Raw genomic sequence first — 14,844 nt, 5'->3', positions numbered from 1 at the left:
GAAGCAGCCGTGGTGGGTGCGCCGGGCGTGGGCCCGCGTCGCTGCCGGCGTGCTGCTCGCCGGGCTGCCGGCCGGCAGCGTGCTGGCGCACGCGGGGCACGACCATCCGCCCACGCTGGCCACCGCGTTCTCGCCTTCGCCGTGGCTCCTCGTCCCGCTCGCCGCCTGGGTGCTGCTGTACGCCGTCGGGCTCCGGCGGCTCTGGGGACGCGCGGGCGTCGGTGCCGGTGTCGGGCGCGCGGGCTTCGCCAGCGCCGCCGTCGGCGTCCTGGTCCTGCTGCTGTCGACCACCTGGCCGCTCGATGCCTATGGCGAATGGTCGCTGGCCGCGCACATCGCCCAGCACATGCTGCTGATCGCCTTCGTGCCGCCGCTGCTGCTGGCCGGGCAGCCGCTGGCGGTGGCCGCGCACGCGCTGCCGGCCACGCTGGCGCGGCAGCTGCACCGGACGCTCGGCGCGGCCCAGGCGCGCGCCGCCGCTTCGCTCACGGCGGCTTCGGTCACGCACGGCGTGGTGCTCTGCGCATGGCATCTACCGGCGGCCACGACGGCTGCGCTGGAAAGCGATCCGGTGCACTGGACCATGCACGGGACCTTCCTCGCCTCCGGGCTGTGGCTGTGGGCGGCGATGTGGACGCGCATCCGCGATCCCCACGTCGGCGCCGGCGCGGGCGTGGTGGCGATGGTCGCGGTGATGATGCAGATGGGCTTCCTGGGCGCGCTGATGACGTTCTCCGCGCGGCCGCTGTACGCCATCTACGCCGAACGCGCACCGCAGCTGGGCCTGGACGTCATGGCCGACCAGCAGCTGGCCGGCGTGCTGATGTGGGTACCGAGCTGCGTGCCCTATCTCGCCGGCGCGATGTGGCTGCTGTGGCACGGCTTCGCGCGCCTGGAGCGACGCCTGCGCTGAGCGCGGGCGCGCCTCGGCGCGTCACAGCCCGCCGGCCGCCTGCGCCACCGCGCGGAACAGCGCGCGGCCCTTGTTCATCGTCTCTTCCCATTCCTTGACCGGATCGGAGTCGTAGACGATGCCGGCGCCGGCCTGCACGTGCAGGTGGCCGTCCTGGATCACCGCGGTGCGGATGGCGATGGCCATGTCGGCGTCGCCGTTCCAGGCGATGTAGCCGATGCTGCCGGCATAGACGTTGCGGCGGATCGGCTCGAGCTCGCGGATCACTTCCAGCGCGCGGATCTTCGGCGCGCCGCTGACCGTGCCCGCGGGAAAGGTCGCGCGCAGCACATCGGCGTAGGACAGGCCGTCGCGCACGCGCCCGGTGACCTCGCTGACGATGTGCATGACGTGGCTGTAGCGCTCGACCACGAACTGCTCGCCCACCTCGACCGTGCCCGGCGCGGACACGTGGCCGACGTCGTTGCGGCCGAGGTCGACCAGCATCAGGTGTTCCGCGCGCTCCTTGGGGTCGGCCAGCAGCTCGGCTTCGAGCGCGGCGTCTTCGGCCGGCGTGGCGCCGCGCGGGCGCGTGCCGGCGATCGGGCGCACGGTGACTTCGCCGCCCTGCATGCGCACCAGGATCTCGGGCGAGCTGCCGACCACCTGGGTGCCGCCGACGTCGAGGAAGTACATGTACGGCGACGGATTGAGCGCGCGCAGCGCACGGTACACGTCGACCGGGCGCGCCTCGAACGGCACCGTCAGCCGCTGCGACAGCACCACCTGGAACACGTCGCCACCGGCGATGTACTCCTTCACCTTGGCCACCGCGTCGATGAAGCCTTCGCGGGTGAAGCCGGAGACGAAATCGCCTTCGGCCAGCGCCGCCGGCCGCAGGGTCTCGGGATAGCCGGTGCCGGCCTGGCGCAGCCGGTGCACCAGCGCGTCCAGCCGGCGCTGCGCGCGCGCCAGGGCCCGCGGCTCGCGCGGGTCGGCATGCACCACCAGGTACAGCCGGCCCTTGAGGTTGTCGAACACCGCCAGCTCGTCGCACTGCATCAGCAGGATGTCGGGCGTGCCGAGGTCGTCGCGCAGGCCGGCCTCCGCGGCCAGGCGTGGCTCGATGTAGCCGATGCACTCGAAGCCGAACCAGCCGACCAGGCCGCCGCTGAACCCGGGCAGGCCCTCGACGTCCGGCACCGACTGCTCCGCGCGCAGGCGCTCGACCTCGGCGAAGGGATCGTCGACGTCACGCTGCTCGACGATTTCGCCGTGCTCGCGCAGCGCGTAGCGGTGGCCGCGGAACTCGTGCACGCGGGTGGCCGGCAGGCCGATGATCGAGTAGCGGCCGAAGCGCTCGCCGCCCTCGACCGATTCGAACAGGCAGCTGTGCGGGCCGTCGGCCAGCTTCAGGTAGACCGAGAGCGGCGTGTCGAGATCGGACAGCACTTCGCGCACCACCGGGATGCGGGTGTGGCCGGCGTCGGCAAGGGTCTGGAACTGGTCGGGCGTCATCATCCGGCAAGCTTCGCAGATCCATCGCCATCGAGCAGCGCGCAGCCCGCCGGCAGGTGCATGCGCAGCCGTTGCGCGGCCACCTCGATGCGGAAGCGGGCGGACTCCACCGGCTCGCCATCCAGGTTGAGCACGATCGGTTCGCGCGCCTCGATCTCGACCCACGGCAGGCGCGCGCGCACCGCCACGCGCTCGAGCGCGGCATGCCGGCCTTCGGCGATCAGGGTGCCCATCGTCGCCGCGACCTCGCCTTCGAGCGTCGGCACGATGGTCAGGTCGAGCAGGCCGTCGTCGATCAGCGCATCCGGGCACAGCGCCTGTCCGCCGCCGGCCTGGCGCCCGTTGCCGATGCCCAGCGCGATGAACTCGCCCTCCCACGCGAATCCCGGGCCACGCAGCCGCGCGGCGACCGGCTCGATCCGGCCCAGCTGCGCGAGTCCCGTCACCAGGTAGGCGAGGCCGCCAAGCAGCTTCTTCAGGCCGTCGTCGGTCTCCTGGGTGACCTGGGTCCCGAACCCGCCGCTGGCGAGGTTGGCGGCCCAGTGCGATGTCCCGGCGACGTCCAGGCGCAGCAGGTCGATCGGCCGGGCCGGCTGCGACAGCACCAGCTCCAGCGCGGCCAGCGCATCGGGCGGCAGTCCGGCGGCCGAGGCGAAGTCGTTCGCCGTACCCAGCGGCACCAGGCCCAGCGCAGGCAGCGCCCAGGCATCGGCGTCGCGACCGGCCAGCGCCGCCGCGACCTCGCTCAGCGTGCCGTCGCCGCCGGCGGCGACGATGGCCTGCACGCCGCTGGCGATCGCATCCTCCACCTCGCGCGCGGCGTCACCCTCTTCCCAGGTCACCCGCACGTCCAGCACCACGCCGCGGTCGCGCATCGCGTGCACCGCGTCGCGCAGTGCGTCGTCGCCGGCCGATTTGCCGTTGAGCACCAGCCGCCAGCGCGGCGGCGCGCTCACGCGCCCCCGGCCGCGCAGGCGCGCGCGGCTTCGGCGCGCATGGCCTCGATCACCGCGGCGTAGTCGGGCTTGCCGAAGATCGCCGAGCCGGCGACGAAGGTGTCGGCACCGGCGGCGGCGATCGCGCCGATGTTGTCGGGCTTCACCCCCCCGTCGATCTCCAGGCGCACCGCGCGCCCGCTGGCGTCGATGCGCTCGCGTACCTTGCGCAGCTTGTCCAGCGCCGAGGGAATGAAGGCCTGGCCGCCGAAGCCGGGATTGACCGACATCAGCAGCACCAGGTCGAGCTCGTCCAGCACGTAGTCGAGCACGTCGACCGGCGTCGCCGGATTAAGCACCAGGCCGGGCTGGCAGCCGGCGGCGCGGATCAGCTGGATGGTGCGGTGCACGTGCGAACTGGCTTCGGGATGGAAGCTGATCAGGGTGGCGCCGGCCTCGGCGAAATCGCCGACGATGCGGTCCACCGGCGAGACCATCAGGTGCACGTCGATCGGCGCGGTCACGCCGTGCTTGCGCAGCGCCGAGCACACGAGCGGGCCGATGGTGAGGTTGGGCACGTAATGGTTGTCCATCACGTCGAAGTGCACCCAGTCGGCGCCGGCCGCGAGCACGTTGTCGACCTCCTCGCCGAGGCGGGCGAAGTCCGCCGAGAGGATGGAGGGGGCGATGACGGTGGGCTGCATGGTGGGCTCGCGTTGGACACGGGGGAGTTGGGCGCCGCGCCGCCCGCTGCGGCGGGCGTCAGGGGCGGGACAGGCGTTGGCCTAGCGGCGGCCGCGGGCCTTGCGGATGCGGTCGTAGGCGCGGTTGATCTCGGCGGCGCGCTTCTGCGCCTGGTCGAGCAGCTCGGGCGCCGCGCCCGCCATGCGGTCGGGATGGTACTGCGCCATCAGCCGCCGGTAGGCGAGGTCGAGCTCGGTGTCGCTGGCGTCGCGCTCCAGCCCCAGCACCGTGTACGCGTCGTTGCCGGCGACCCGGAACCAGTCGCTGTCGAAGGCGTGCCCGATGAGCAGCCCGATCAGGCCGCCCGCCGGGTGGCGCATCAGCAGCCAGCCGGCGATGAACCCCAGGACCTTTCCATACCATCGCTTCATGCGCGCGATTCTACCGTGGCCGCCCGCACGCCTGGCCGTGCATCGCTACAATGCCCCCCCGACGGCTCCAAGACGACCCATGGCAACGACCCTGCTCGAAGCCCACCTGCCCGGGCTCGAACTGCTCCACCGCGGCAAGGTCCGCGATGTGTACGCGCTCCCGTCCGGTTCCGGTCCCGAGGCGTTCGGCCCGCTGCTGCTGATGGTCGCGACCGACCGCCTCAGCGCCTTCGACGTCGTGCTGCCCGACGCCATCCCCGGCAAGGGCGAGATGCTCTGCCAGGTGTCGAACTTCTGGTTCGACCGCACCGAGCACCTGGTGCGCAACCACCTCACCGGCATCGACGTGGCATCGGTGCTGCCCGACGGCGTGGATCCGGAGCCCTACCGCCTGCGCGCCGTGGTCACCCGGCGCCTGAAGCCGGTGCCGGTCGAGGCGATCGCCCGCGGCTACCTCATCGGCAGCGGCTGGAAGGATTACCAGCGCACCGGGCGCGTGAGCGGCATCGCGCTGCCCGACGGCCTGCGCCAGGCGGAGAAGCTGCCCCAGCCGATCTTCACCCCCTCGACCAAGGCCGCCGTCGGCGACCACGACGAGAACATCGACTTCGACACCATGGTGCGGACCATCGGCGCCGAACTGGCCGAGCAGGTCCGCGACGCGACGCTGCGGCTCTACGCCTTCGCGGCGGAGTTCGCGGCCGCGCGCGGGATCATCCTTGCCGACACCAAGTTCGAGTTCGGCACCGATGCCGACGGCCGCCTGTACGTGATGGACGAGATGCTGACCCCGGACTCCTCGCGCTACTGGCCGGCGGATGCCTACGAGGTCGGCACCAGCCCGCCGAGCTACGACAAGCAGTTCGTGCGCGACTGGCTGGAGACCCAGGACTGGGACAAGACCGCGCCCGGTCCGCGCCTGCCGCCCGAGGTCATCGAGCGCACGCGCGCGAAATACGCCGAGGCCCTGCAGCGCCTGGCCGGGATCGGCGCCGGCGAGGCTAGTCCAGCGGCGTGATGCCCGCGGCGGGCGCGAGGCCCGCCGCCGCGAACGCAGCGCGGATCGCCACGCGTGCCGCGTCCAGGCCCTCGCTGTCCACCGGCACCAGGCGCGCGCGCCGGTCGAGCGTGCGCTCCAGCCCCAAGGCCACCAGCCGCGCGTGGGCCGCGCACAGCGCGTCGGCGCAGGCTGCATCCAGCCGCCCGATGTCCCGGCACGCCTCCAGCAGCGCCGGCGTGGCCCGCGGCTGCAGCAGACGCGGCTGCCCGGCCGCGCCACCCAGCACCAGGGCCTGCAGCAGGAATTCCAGGTCGACCAGGCCGCCCTCGCCCTGCTTGAGGTCGAACATCGCGGCGTCCCCGCGGTCCAGGCTCGCGCGCATCCGCGCACGCATGCCCGAGACGTCGGCCGCCAGCGTCGCCACATCGCGCGGGCGCGCCAGCGCCGCCGCGCGCACCGCCTCGAACGCGGCACCCAGGCCGGCGTCGCCGGCCACGCAGCGCGCGCGCACCAGCGCCTGGTGCTCCCAGGTCCAGGCGCGCTCGCGCTGGTACTCGCCGTAGGCCGCGAGCGACGACACCAGCAGTCCGCTGCCGCCATCCGGGCGCAGGCGCACGTCGACCTCGTACAGCCGTCCGGCACCGGTGGTCGTGCCGAGCAGCAGCACGATCTTCTGCGCCAGGCGCGCGAACCAGCGCTGCGCCTCCAGCGGCCGCGGCCCGTCGGACTGCGCGTCGCCCGGCGCGTCGTACAGGAACACCAGGTCGAGGTCGGAGCCGATGCCCAGCTCCTCGCCGCCCAGGCTGCCGTAGCCGATCACCGCGAACGGCGCATCGGGCACCAGGCCGTGCGCGGCCTGCATCTCGCGCCGCGCCAGCTCGACCACCGCGGCGACCACGCCGTCGGCCAGCCAGGCCAGCTGGCGCGCACTGTCGACCGCGGCGAGGCGGCCGTCGAGCGTGGCCAGCGCGACGCGGAAGCTCAGCGCCTGGCGGGTCTCGTTGAGCGCGAACAGCGCGCCCTCGATGTCGTCGCGCTGCAGCGCCGCGGCGCAGGCCGCCTCGATCTGCCCGCGCCCGGGCATCGGGCCCTCCACGCGCAGGTCGAGCAGTTCGTCGAGCAGCAGCGGATGCGCCGCGACGCGCTCGGCGAGGAAGGCGCTGCGGGTGACCAGGTCGGTCAGGCGCGACAGGGCCGCCGGCTGCTCGTCGAGCAGGGCCAGGTAGCTCGCACGCCGCAGGATGTTGTGCAGCAGTGCCAGCAGCCGGCGCACCGCCTGCAGCGGACGGTCGGCCGGCGCGCTGGCCTGCAGCATCACCGGCATGACCCGGTCGAGCCGGGCGCGCGCGGCGTCCGACAGGTCGCGCACGCTGGGCGAGCGGGCGAAGTCGCGCAGCGCGGCGTCGACCTCGCCCGGGTCGCCGAAGCCGGCCGCGGCCAGCACGCCGGCGTCGCCGCCCTCGGGCAGCGCGCGCCAGTAGCTGGCGACGTCGCTGCTCACGCCGGCATGGGCGTCGTCACGCTGCGCCAGCAGGGCCCCGAACTCCGCGGCCACCCGCGCGCGCACCGGCGCCAGGCTGGCGAGGAACGCACCCCAGTCGCCATGGCCCAGGCCGCGGGCGATGCGCAGGCGGTCGAGCGGCGCGTCGGGCAGGACATGGGTCTGCGCGTCACGCAGCATCTGCAGGCGGTTCTCGACCCGGCGCAGGAACAGGTAGGACGCCGCCAGCTCGCCGGCGGCGCCGGCCTCGACCTGCCGCGCGACGCGCAGCGCCTCGAGCATCGGCAGCAGCCGGCGGCCGCGCAGCGCGGGCTCGCGTCCGCCGCGGACCAGCTGCAGGGCCTGCACCAGGAACTCGATCTCGCGGATGCCGCCGGCCCCGCGCTTGATGTCGTCGGCCAGCTCCTGGCGCGCGACCTCGGCGGCAATCGCCGCCTTCATCTCGCGCAGGCCGGCCAGCGCCCCGTAGTCCAGGTAGCGGCGGTAGACGAACGGCCGCAGCGAGGCGAGGAAGCGCTCGCCGGCCTCGAGGTCGCCGGCCACCGGGCGCGCCTTCTGCCAGGCGTACCGCTCCCAGTCCCGGCCCTCGCGCTGGAAGTACTGCTCCATCGCCGCGAAGCTCAGCGCCACCCGGCCGGCGTTGCCGAAGGGCCGCAGGCGCAGGTCGACCCGGTGGCAGAAGCCGTCGACCGTGGGCTCGTCGAGCAGCTTGGCCAGCGCCCGGCCCAGGCGCGCGAAGTACTCCTCGGCGGCCAGCGGCCGCGGCCCGTCGCTGTCGCCGGCGGCCTCGTAGGCGTAGACCAGGTCGATGTCGGAGCTGAAGTTGAGCTCGCCGCCGCCCAGCTTGCCGAGCGCGAACACCACCAGGCGGACGGGCGCGCCGCTGGCGTCGCGGACGTGACCGTGGCGCACGGCGAACCCGCCCTCCAGCGCCGCCAGCGCCAGCTGCAAGCAGTCCTCCGCCAGCCGGGTGCTGCCGGCCAGGGTGGCGCCGACCTCGTCCAGGCCTTCGACGTCCCGCCAGACCATGCGTGCCGAGCAGGCGGTGCGCCAGCGGCGCAGCTGCCCCGGCCAGTCGTCCGGCGCCGCCGGATCGAGCTGCGGCGGGGCCGGCATCGCCGACGGGTCGTCGACCAGGGCCTCCAGCGCCGCCGGCTGGCGGGCGAAGACCTCCAGCGCGAAATCGCTGGCCTCGGCGACCCGGCGCAGCGCGTCTCCAGCCCGCGCGACCGCGTCGGCGGGCAGGCGCTCCAGCAGGCGGGACACGTGGGCGTCGAGGTCACTCGACAGCGCGGCGGCGTCGACAGGATCCGGGGTCGGGCTCATGCGCCGATTGTGGCAGGCAAAAAAAAGCCCGGAGCGGCGGACCGCTCCGGGCTTTGCTCCCTCCCCCACGTCGGGTGCGGATCGATCGTGAAGGAAGCGTTATGCAACTTGCACGCTGCAGCGCAAAACGAGACTGGCCGGTACAGCATTCGTCAAGTGCCGACGGGCAGCCTGCGCCCGAAGTCGCGCGCGATCTCGCGGGCCGCGTTGCGCCCCGGCAATCCGGTCACGCCGCCACCGGGATGGGTGCCCGAGCCGCACAGGTAGAGGCCCGGGAGCGCGCCGCGATAGTTGCCCTGGCCCAGCACCGGGCGGGCCGAGAACAGCTGGTCCAGCCCCAGGGCGCCATGGAAGATGTCGCCCCCGACCAGGCCGAAACGCCGCTCCAGGTCGAGCGGCGACAGCGCCTCGTAGCCGAGCACGCTGGCGCGGAAGTTGGGCGCGACCGCGTCGACGGTGTCGATCATCAGCCGCGCCACGGTGTCCCGGTGCGCGTCCCAGCCGCCGTCGACGTCCGGGTGCACGTGCTGGCAGAACAGGCTGGCAACGTGCTGGCCGGGCGGCGCCAGGGTGTCGTCGAGGGTCGAGGAAATGACCAGTTCGACGATCGGCGCGCGCGCCCATCCGGCGTTGTGCTCCTTGGACTTCGCATCGAAATAGGCCTGCTCGAAATAGCGCAGCGAGTGCCCGACCAGGATCCCGCTCTGGTGGTGCGGCTGCAGCGCCGTGCCCGGCGCCGCGGTGAAGTCGGGGAGCTCGGACAGCGCCACGTTCATGCGGAAGGTGCCGGAGCCGCAGCGGTAGCGCGCGAAGCGCTGCGCGGTGTCCTCGTCGAGGTGCTCGCGCGGGACCAGCGCGGTGTAGAGCAGCTTCGGATTGATGTTGCCCGCCACCGCCTTCGCGCGCAGCGCGCGGCCGTCGGCCAGCGCCACGCCCACGGCGCGGCCGCCTTCCACCAGCACCTGCGCGACCTCGGCGCCGGTCTCGACCACCACCCCGCGGGCCGCGCACTCGGCGGCCATGGCCTGGGTGATCGCGCCCATGCCGCCGATGGCGTGGCCCCAGGCGCCGGGCTTGCCGTTGACCTCGCCGAACACGTGGTGCAGCAGGACATAGGCCGAGCCCGGCGTGTACGGGCTGGCGAAGTTGCCGACCACCGAATCCCAGCCCAGGGCGGCCTTCAGTGGCCCGGATTCGAACCAGTGGTCGAGCAGGTCGCCCGCGGACCTGGTGAACAGCTCCAGCAGGTCGCGCCGCCCGCGCATGTCGAGCCGCCCGAGCCGCCGCGCGACGGTGGCCGAGGCCAGCCAGTCGGCCAGCACAAAGCCGTCGGACACGTTGGGTGGCGTCAGCAGGGTCAGCTCGCGCAGCACGGCGACCACGCGCTCCAGCATCGCGTAGTACTGGGGCAGGCGCTCGGCGTCGCGGGCCGACCAGCGCGCGACTTCGGCCAGGCCATGGTCGCCGCCGAGCCGGAAGGCGCGGCCATCGGGCAGCGGCAGGAAGTTCGAGTACGGCCGCTCGACCACGCGCAGGCCATGTCCGGCCAGGCGCAGGTCGGCGATCACGCGCGGGTTGAGCAGGCTCACCGTGTAACTGGCGACCGAGTTGCGGAAGCCGGGATGGAACTCCTCGGTCACCGCCGCGCCGCCCACGATGCCGCGGCGCTCGAGCACCCGCACCTTCAGTCCGGCACCGGCCAGGTAGGCGGCGCAGACCAGGCCGTTGTGGCCGCCGCCGATGATGATGACGTCGTCGGTGGTGCCCACGGCTGGAGTCAGTCCCCGCGCCGGTCGACGTCGCCGCGGTGTCCCGGCTCCGCGCCTGCGGCGAGCAGCGCCTCCACCGCGTCGGCCAGGCGCGCGGCGGCGTCGGGTCGCCCCAGCCGCGAGGCGGCCGCCGCGGCCTCGGCGAGCTGCGAGGGATCCGCGAACAGCTGGCGCAGGCGCTGCGCCAGCGCCTCGGCAGTGAAGCCGTCGGCGTCCTCGCGCATGCACCAGCCGGCGCCGAGGCGTTCGAGCGCCTGGGCATTGCCCAGTTGCTCGGCGCGCGACCCGCCCTGGGGAATCGGCACCAGGATCGCCGGGCGCCCGACCACCAGCAGGTCGGCGATGGTGGTCGCACCCGCGCGGGTGATGACGAGGTGGGAGTCGCGCAGGCGCGCGGCCATGTCGTCGAAGAAGGGCTCCAGCTCGGCCTCGATCCCGGCGTCGCGCAGCAGGGCGGCGACCGCCGCGGCATCGTCGCCGCGGTACTGCAGCGACAGGCGCAGGCGCGCGCGCAGGCCTTCGGGCAGCAGCGCCAGCGCCGGCGGCAGCACCCGCCCGAACACCGCGGCGCCCTGGCTTCCGCCGACCACCAGCAGGCGCAGCGGCGCCCCGCCGGTCTGCGACGGATAGGGCGCCCGCGCCGCGGCCAGGATGCCGGCGCGCACCGGGTTGCCGGTTTCGACCAGCGTGGCGCGCGCGCCGTCGTCGACCCCTTCCAGCCCACCGAAGGACGTGGCCACCCGGTCGGCGAAGCGCAGCAGCTGGCGGTTGGCGAGGCTCAGGCGCGAGCCCTGCTCATGCAGCAGCAGCGGAAGCCCCAGGCTGCGCCCGGCCAGCGCCGGGGCGAAGCTGGGATAGCCGCCGAAGCCCGCCACCAGGCCGACCCCGCGACGCTTCATGTCCACCCGCGCCAACAGCGTGGCGCGCGCGATCACCGCGGCCGCGGCCAGCTTGCCGCCGAGCCCGCCGGCCAGGCTGCGCGCCGGCAGCACCACGTGCGGCAGGCCCTCGAGCGCCTGGGTGAAACGCGCGCCGCGGGCCTCCGTGTAGAGCACGACCTCGCGCCCGCGCGCCTGCAGCTCGCGCGCCAGGGCCTCGGCCGGGAACAGGTGCCCGCCGGTGCCGCCGGCGGCCAGTGCGATCGTGGCGCGCCCCGCGCGCCCTGCCCCTTCGCGCACGACTCAGTGCGCCGCGACCGCGGGCTTGCCGCGCACGCGGTTCACCAGCGTGACCGCGCCGGCGACCAGCGCGCCGACCACGATGCCCACGACCAGGCTGATGCCGGTATCCGCGACGAAGGCGGGCACGCCCCGGCCCTCCAGCACCTCGAGCACGTGGTGCAGGGCGTCGATGTTGTGCACGAAGATGCCGCCGCCCACCAGGAACATGGCGATGGTGCCGACGACGCCGAGCGTCTTCATCAGCCACGGCGCCACGTAGACCAGGCCACGCCCCAGCGGCGCCAGCGCGCCCTCGCGCTTGTCCAGCCACAGGCCGACGTCGTCCATCTTCACGATCGCGGCCACCAGGCCGTAGATCAGCAGGGTGACGCCGAGCGCGATCACCGACAGCGAGACCGTGCGCGTCAGCAGGGGCTCGTCGGCCACCACCGCCAGCGACAGCACGATGATCTCGGCCGAGAGGATGAAATCGGTGCGCACCGCGCCGCGGATCTTCTTCTTCTCCAGCTCGCGCGGGGTCTCGCCAGAAGCCAGCACCGCCTGCGCGCGCGCCTCCGGGTCGGGCTTCTCGTGGCGGTGGAAGAGCTTCTCCACCACCTTCTCGAAGCCCTCGTAGCAGAGGTAGGCGCCGCCCACCATCATCAGCGGCACCACCAGCACCGGCACCAGCCAGCTGATCAGCAGCGCCGCCGGCACCAGGATCAGCTTGTTGACCAGCGATCCCTTGAACACGCCCCAGACCACCGGCAGCTCGCGATTGGCCTTCACGCCAGCGACCTGCTGCGCGTTGAGCGCCAGGTCGTCGCCGATCACGCCCGCGGTCTTCTTGGCGGCCACCTTGGTCAGGACCGAGACGTCGTCGAGCAGGGTCGCGATGTCGTCGAGGAGGGTGAGCAGTGAGGCGCCGGCCATGGGGTTCGTCGTTTCGGTCAGGAGCCGCGGATTGTCGCATCGCCTCCGGGATCGGGCGATACGCCCCCGTCACGGACTTTCGCCCCCTTCCATGGGCGGGGTCGGGGTGTGCGGTGCCCGCCGCGGATGCAGGGGGGGATGCCTTGCTATGCAGCGCCCGCCGCGGATGCAGGGGGGATGACCAGCCGGAATCTTCGCTGTCCTGCTCCCAGTTCCGGCCGCCGGCCATCCATGGCCGGCTCTGGTCATCCCCCCTGCATCCACGGCGGGTCCGACTTCTTTCGCAATCCTGTGGCGGGACAAAGCCGAACGGCGCGGCAGGCCGTCGCGTCCTCGTCAATGTGAGTCCGGCGCGCCCCTGTTGATCAGAATTTTCCCGGCGCAGCGACTTTGCTCTGCAGTCCGTAGCGATAAAGGCCGGAGCCCGTCCCGCGTACAGGGGGTGTGCGGAGAGCCGGCCATGGATGGCCGGCGCCCGGCCGCTGGCAGCAGGACGCGGAGACGGCCGGCGCAGCACACCCCCTGTGCGCGGGACGGGCCGCGTGGACCACCACGCAGTCCCGTTCTGCAGCCGAAAAAAAAGGACCCCGCCGAAGCGGGGTCCTCCATGATGCAGTGACGCAGTCGCGCTGGATCAGAAATCCATGCCGCCCATGCCGCCCATGCCACCGCCGCCGCCCATCGCGGGCTCTTCCTTCTTCGGCAGCTCGGCCACCATCGCTTCGGTCGTGATCATCAGGCCGGCGATCGAGGCCGCATTCTGCAGCGCGGTGCGGGTGACCTTGGTCGGGTCCAGGATGCCGAACTCGACCATGTCGCCGAACTCGCCGTTGGCGGCGTTGTAGCCGAAGTTGCCGGTGCCGTCCTTGACCTTGTTGACGATGACCGACGGCTCTTCACCGGCGTTGGCGACGATCTCGCGCAGCGGCGATTCCATCGCGCGGAGCGCGATCTCGATGCCATGGTTCTGGTCTTCGTTGGCACCCTTCAGGCCTTCGATGGCGGTCTTGGCGCGCAGCAGCGCAACGCCGCCGCCCGGGACCACACCTTCTTCGACGGCCGCACGCGTGGCGTGCAGGGCGTCTTCGACGCGGGCCTTCTTTTCCTTCATCTCGATCTCGGTCGAGGCACCGACCTTGATCACCGCAACGCCGCCGGCCAGCTTGGCCACGCGCTCCTGCAGCTTCTCGCGGTCGTAGTCGGAGGAGGTCTCCTCGATCTGCGCCTTGATCTGCTTGATGCGGCCTTCGATGCCCGTCGACTCGCCGGCGCCATCAATGATCGTGGTGTTCTCCTTCGAGACCTGCACCTTCTTCGCGCGGCCGAGGTCCTTGATCGTCGCCTTCTCGAGCGTCAGGCCGACTTCCTCGGAGATCACCGTGCCACCAGTGAGGATGGCCATGTCTTCCAGCATCGCCTTGCGACGGTCGCCGAAGCCCGGGGCCTTGACGGCCACGACCTTGACGATGCCGCGGATGGTGTTGACCACCAGCGTGGCCAGGGCCTCGCCCTCGACTTCCTCGGCCACGATCAGCAGCGGCTTGCCGGACTTGGCCACGCCTTCGAGCACGGGCAGCAGGTCGCGGACGTTGGAGATCTTCTTGTCGTGCAGCAGGATGAAGGGATCATCCAGCTCGGCCGACATCGACTGCTGGTTGTTGATGAAGTACGGCGAGAGGTAGCCGCGGTCGAACTGCATGCCCTCGACGACGTCGAGCTCGTTCTCGAGGCCCGAGCCTTCCTCGACCGTGATCACGCCTTCCTTGCCGACCTTGTCCATCGCCTGGGCGATCAGGTCGCCGATGTTGGCGTCGGAGTTGGCCGAAATGGTGCCGACCTGGGCGATTTCCTTCGAGGTCGACGACGGCTTCGAGATGTTCTTCAGCTCGGCGACGGCGGCGATCACGGCCTGGTCGATGCCGCGCTTGAGGTCCATCGGGTTCATGCCGGCGGCGACCGCCTTCATGCCCTCGCGGATGAAGGCCTGGGCCAGCACGGTCGCGGTGGTGGTGCCGTCACCGGCGTTGTCGGAGGTGCGCGAGGCGACTTCCTTCACCATCTGCGCGCCCATGTTCTCGAACTTGTCGGCCAGCTCGATCTCCTTGGCGACGGACACGCCGTCCTTGGTGATCGTGGGCGAGCCGAAGCTCTTGTCGAGCACGACGTTGCGACCCTTGGGGCCAAGCGTCGCCTTGACGGCGTTGGCGAGCACGTTGACGCCACGCACCATCTTGGCGCGCGCGTCTTCGCCGAAGCGGATTTCCTTCGCGGACATGTGTATTACCTCGAATTGGGATCAGGAGAGAGTTGGGTCAAAGCCCCGGGCCAGGGCCCGGGATCGCGAGGCGCCCGGGCGCGCTCAGCCGACGATGGCGAGGATGTCGTCCTCGCGCACGATCTTGTATTCGGTGCCTTCGTGCTTGTACGCCGAGCCGGAGTACTGGCCGTAGATGACCTTGTCGCCGACCTTGACCTTCGGCGCGCGCAGGCTGCCGTTGTCCAGGGCCTTGCCGTCGCCCACGGCGATCACTTCGCCCCTGGTCGGCTTTTCCTTGGCGTTGTCCGGGATCAGGATGCCGCCGGCGGAGACTTCATCGGCTTCGATCGGCTTGACGACCACGCGGTCGTAGAGCGGCTTCAGGTTCATGCAATCCTCACAAGTGATTGGTTTGTAACGACTAAGGGGCAAATCGGT

At 72.3% G+C, this 14,844-nt stretch carries 12 protein-coding genes; 2 read left to right on the top strand and 10 right to left on the bottom strand.

Annotated features, from left to right (window positions below):
* Positions 1 to 16 precede the first annotated feature (16 nt).
* Positions 17 to 913: a cytochrome c oxidase assembly protein gene (locus JGR68_RS02145; RefSeq protein ID WP_199360187.1), complete on the top strand. Its 897-nt coding sequence runs from the start codon at positions 17 to 19 to the stop codon at positions 911 to 913.
* 21 nt (positions 914 to 934) lie between these two features.
* Here the strand turns inward: JGR68_RS02145 and trpE are convergent, their stop codons facing one another.
* The 4 genes from trpE to JGR68_RS02125 form a co-directional block, all read right to left on the bottom strand.
* On the bottom strand, positions 935 to 2,413 hold the full coding sequence (trpE, locus tag JGR68_RS02140) for an anthranilate synthase component I (RefSeq protein ID WP_199360186.1): 1,479 nt from the start codon (positions 2,411 to 2,413) through the stop codon (positions 935 to 937).
* The gene (gene yegS, locus JGR68_RS02135; RefSeq protein ID WP_199360185.1) at positions 2,410 to 3,366 is read right to left on the bottom strand and encodes a lipid kinase YegS; all 957 of its coding nucleotides are present in this window, start codon (positions 3,364 to 3,366) and stop codon (positions 2,410 to 2,412) included. Before yegS ends, trpE begins: the two co-directional genes overlap by 4 nt.
* A complete protein-coding gene (gene rpe / locus JGR68_RS02130; protein WP_199360184.1) occupies positions 3,363 to 4,049 on the bottom strand; it encodes a ribulose-phosphate 3-epimerase in 687 nt (228 codons plus the stop codon). The genes yegS and rpe overlap by 4 nt, the downstream gene beginning before the upstream one ends.
* Before the next feature lie 81 nt (positions 4,050 to 4,130).
* Positions 4,131 to 4,460, bottom strand: coding sequence for a DnaJ domain-containing protein (locus JGR68_RS02125; protein WP_199360183.1), 330 nt, complete (start codon positions 4,458 to 4,460; stop codon positions 4,131 to 4,133).
* 79 nt (positions 4,461 to 4,539) lie between these two features.
* Between JGR68_RS02125 and JGR68_RS02120 the strand changes: the two genes are divergently transcribed.
* Positions 4,540 to 5,478: a phosphoribosylaminoimidazolesuccinocarboxamide synthase gene (locus JGR68_RS02120; RefSeq protein ID WP_199360182.1), complete on the top strand. Its 939-nt coding sequence runs from the start codon at positions 4,540 to 4,542 to the stop codon at positions 5,476 to 5,478.
* Here JGR68_RS02120 and glnE read toward each other — a convergent pair.
* The 6 genes from glnE to JGR68_RS02090 form a co-directional block, all read right to left on the bottom strand.
* On the bottom strand, positions 5,462 to 8,287 hold the full coding sequence (gene glnE / locus JGR68_RS02115; protein ID WP_199360181.1) for a bifunctional [glutamate--ammonia ligase]-adenylyl-L-tyrosine phosphorylase/[glutamate--ammonia-ligase] adenylyltransferase: 2,826 nt from the start codon (positions 8,285 to 8,287) through the stop codon (positions 5,462 to 5,464). The two genes, JGR68_RS02120 and glnE, sit on opposite strands and share 17 nt — an antisense overlap.
* Positions 8,288 to 8,439: 152 nt before the next feature.
* Positions 8,440 to 10,056 (bottom strand): NAD(P)/FAD-dependent oxidoreductase, encoded by a 1,617-nt coding sequence (locus JGR68_RS02110; RefSeq protein WP_199360180.1) that lies wholly within the window; start codon positions 10,054 to 10,056, stop codon positions 8,440 to 8,442.
* A gap of 8 nt (positions 10,057 to 10,064) precedes the next feature.
* On the bottom strand, positions 10,065 to 11,234 hold the full coding sequence (locus JGR68_RS02105) for a UDP-N-acetylglucosamine--N-acetylmuramyl-(pentapeptide) pyrophosphoryl-undecaprenol N-acetylglucosamine transferase (RefSeq protein WP_199360179.1): 1,170 nt from the start codon (positions 11,232 to 11,234) through the stop codon (positions 10,065 to 10,067).
* A 3-nt stretch (positions 11,235 to 11,237) separates the two neighbouring features.
* The gene (locus JGR68_RS02100) at positions 11,238 to 12,149 is read right to left on the bottom strand and encodes a DUF808 domain-containing protein (RefSeq protein WP_199360178.1); all 912 of its coding nucleotides are present in this window, start codon (positions 12,147 to 12,149) and stop codon (positions 11,238 to 11,240) included.
* Between the two features lie 634 nt (positions 12,150 to 12,783).
* The gene (groL, locus tag JGR68_RS02095; RefSeq protein WP_199360177.1) at positions 12,784 to 14,424 is read right to left on the bottom strand and encodes a chaperonin GroEL; all 1,641 of its coding nucleotides are present in this window, start codon (positions 14,422 to 14,424) and stop codon (positions 12,784 to 12,786) included.
* Between the two features lie 84 nt (positions 14,425 to 14,508).
* Positions 14,509 to 14,796, bottom strand: a complete 288-nt coding sequence (locus tag JGR68_RS02090; protein ID WP_199360176.1) for a co-chaperone GroES — start codon at positions 14,794 to 14,796, stop codon at positions 14,509 to 14,511.
* Between the last annotated feature and the right edge of the window lie 48 nt (positions 14,797 to 14,844).

The organism is Luteimonas sp. MC1750 (genome assembly GCF_016615955.1).
Taxonomy (GTDB): Bacteria; Pseudomonadota; Gammaproteobacteria; order Xanthomonadales; family Xanthomonadaceae; genus Luteimonas.
Note: the sequence above shows the minus strand (reverse complement) of the source record. Positions and strands in the feature narration are given on the sequence as shown.

Excerpts from the sequence above, each read along its gene's own strand:
- JGR68_RS02125 (WP_199360183.1), bottom strand. The coding sequence starts at position 4,460 with ATGAAGCGATGGTATGGAAAGGTCCTGGGGTTCATCGCCGGCTGGCTG.
- groL (WP_199360177.1), bottom strand. The coding sequence starts at position 14,424 with ATGTCCGCGAAGGAAATCCGCTTCGGCGAAGACGCGCGCGCCAAGATG.
- glnE (WP_199360181.1), bottom strand. The coding sequence starts at position 8,287 with ATGAGCCCGACCCCGGATCCTGTCGACGCCGCCGCGCTGTCGAGTGAC.
- rpe (WP_199360184.1), bottom strand. The coding sequence starts at position 4,049 with ATGCAGCCCACCGTCATCGCCCCCTCCATCCTCTCGGCGGACTTCGCC.
- trpE (WP_199360186.1), bottom strand. The coding sequence starts at position 2,413 with ATGATGACGCCCGACCAGTTCCAGACCCTTGCCGACGCCGGCCACACC.
- JGR68_RS02120 (WP_199360182.1), top strand. The coding sequence starts at position 4,540 with ATGGCAACGACCCTGCTCGAAGCCCACCTGCCCGGGCTCGAACTGCTC.
- JGR68_RS02090 (WP_199360176.1), bottom strand. The coding sequence starts at position 14,796 with ATGAACCTGAAGCCGCTCTACGACCGCGTGGTCGTCAAGCCGATCGAA.
- JGR68_RS02100 (WP_199360178.1), bottom strand. The coding sequence starts at position 12,149 with ATGGCCGGCGCCTCACTGCTCACCCTCCTCGACGACATCGCGACCCTG.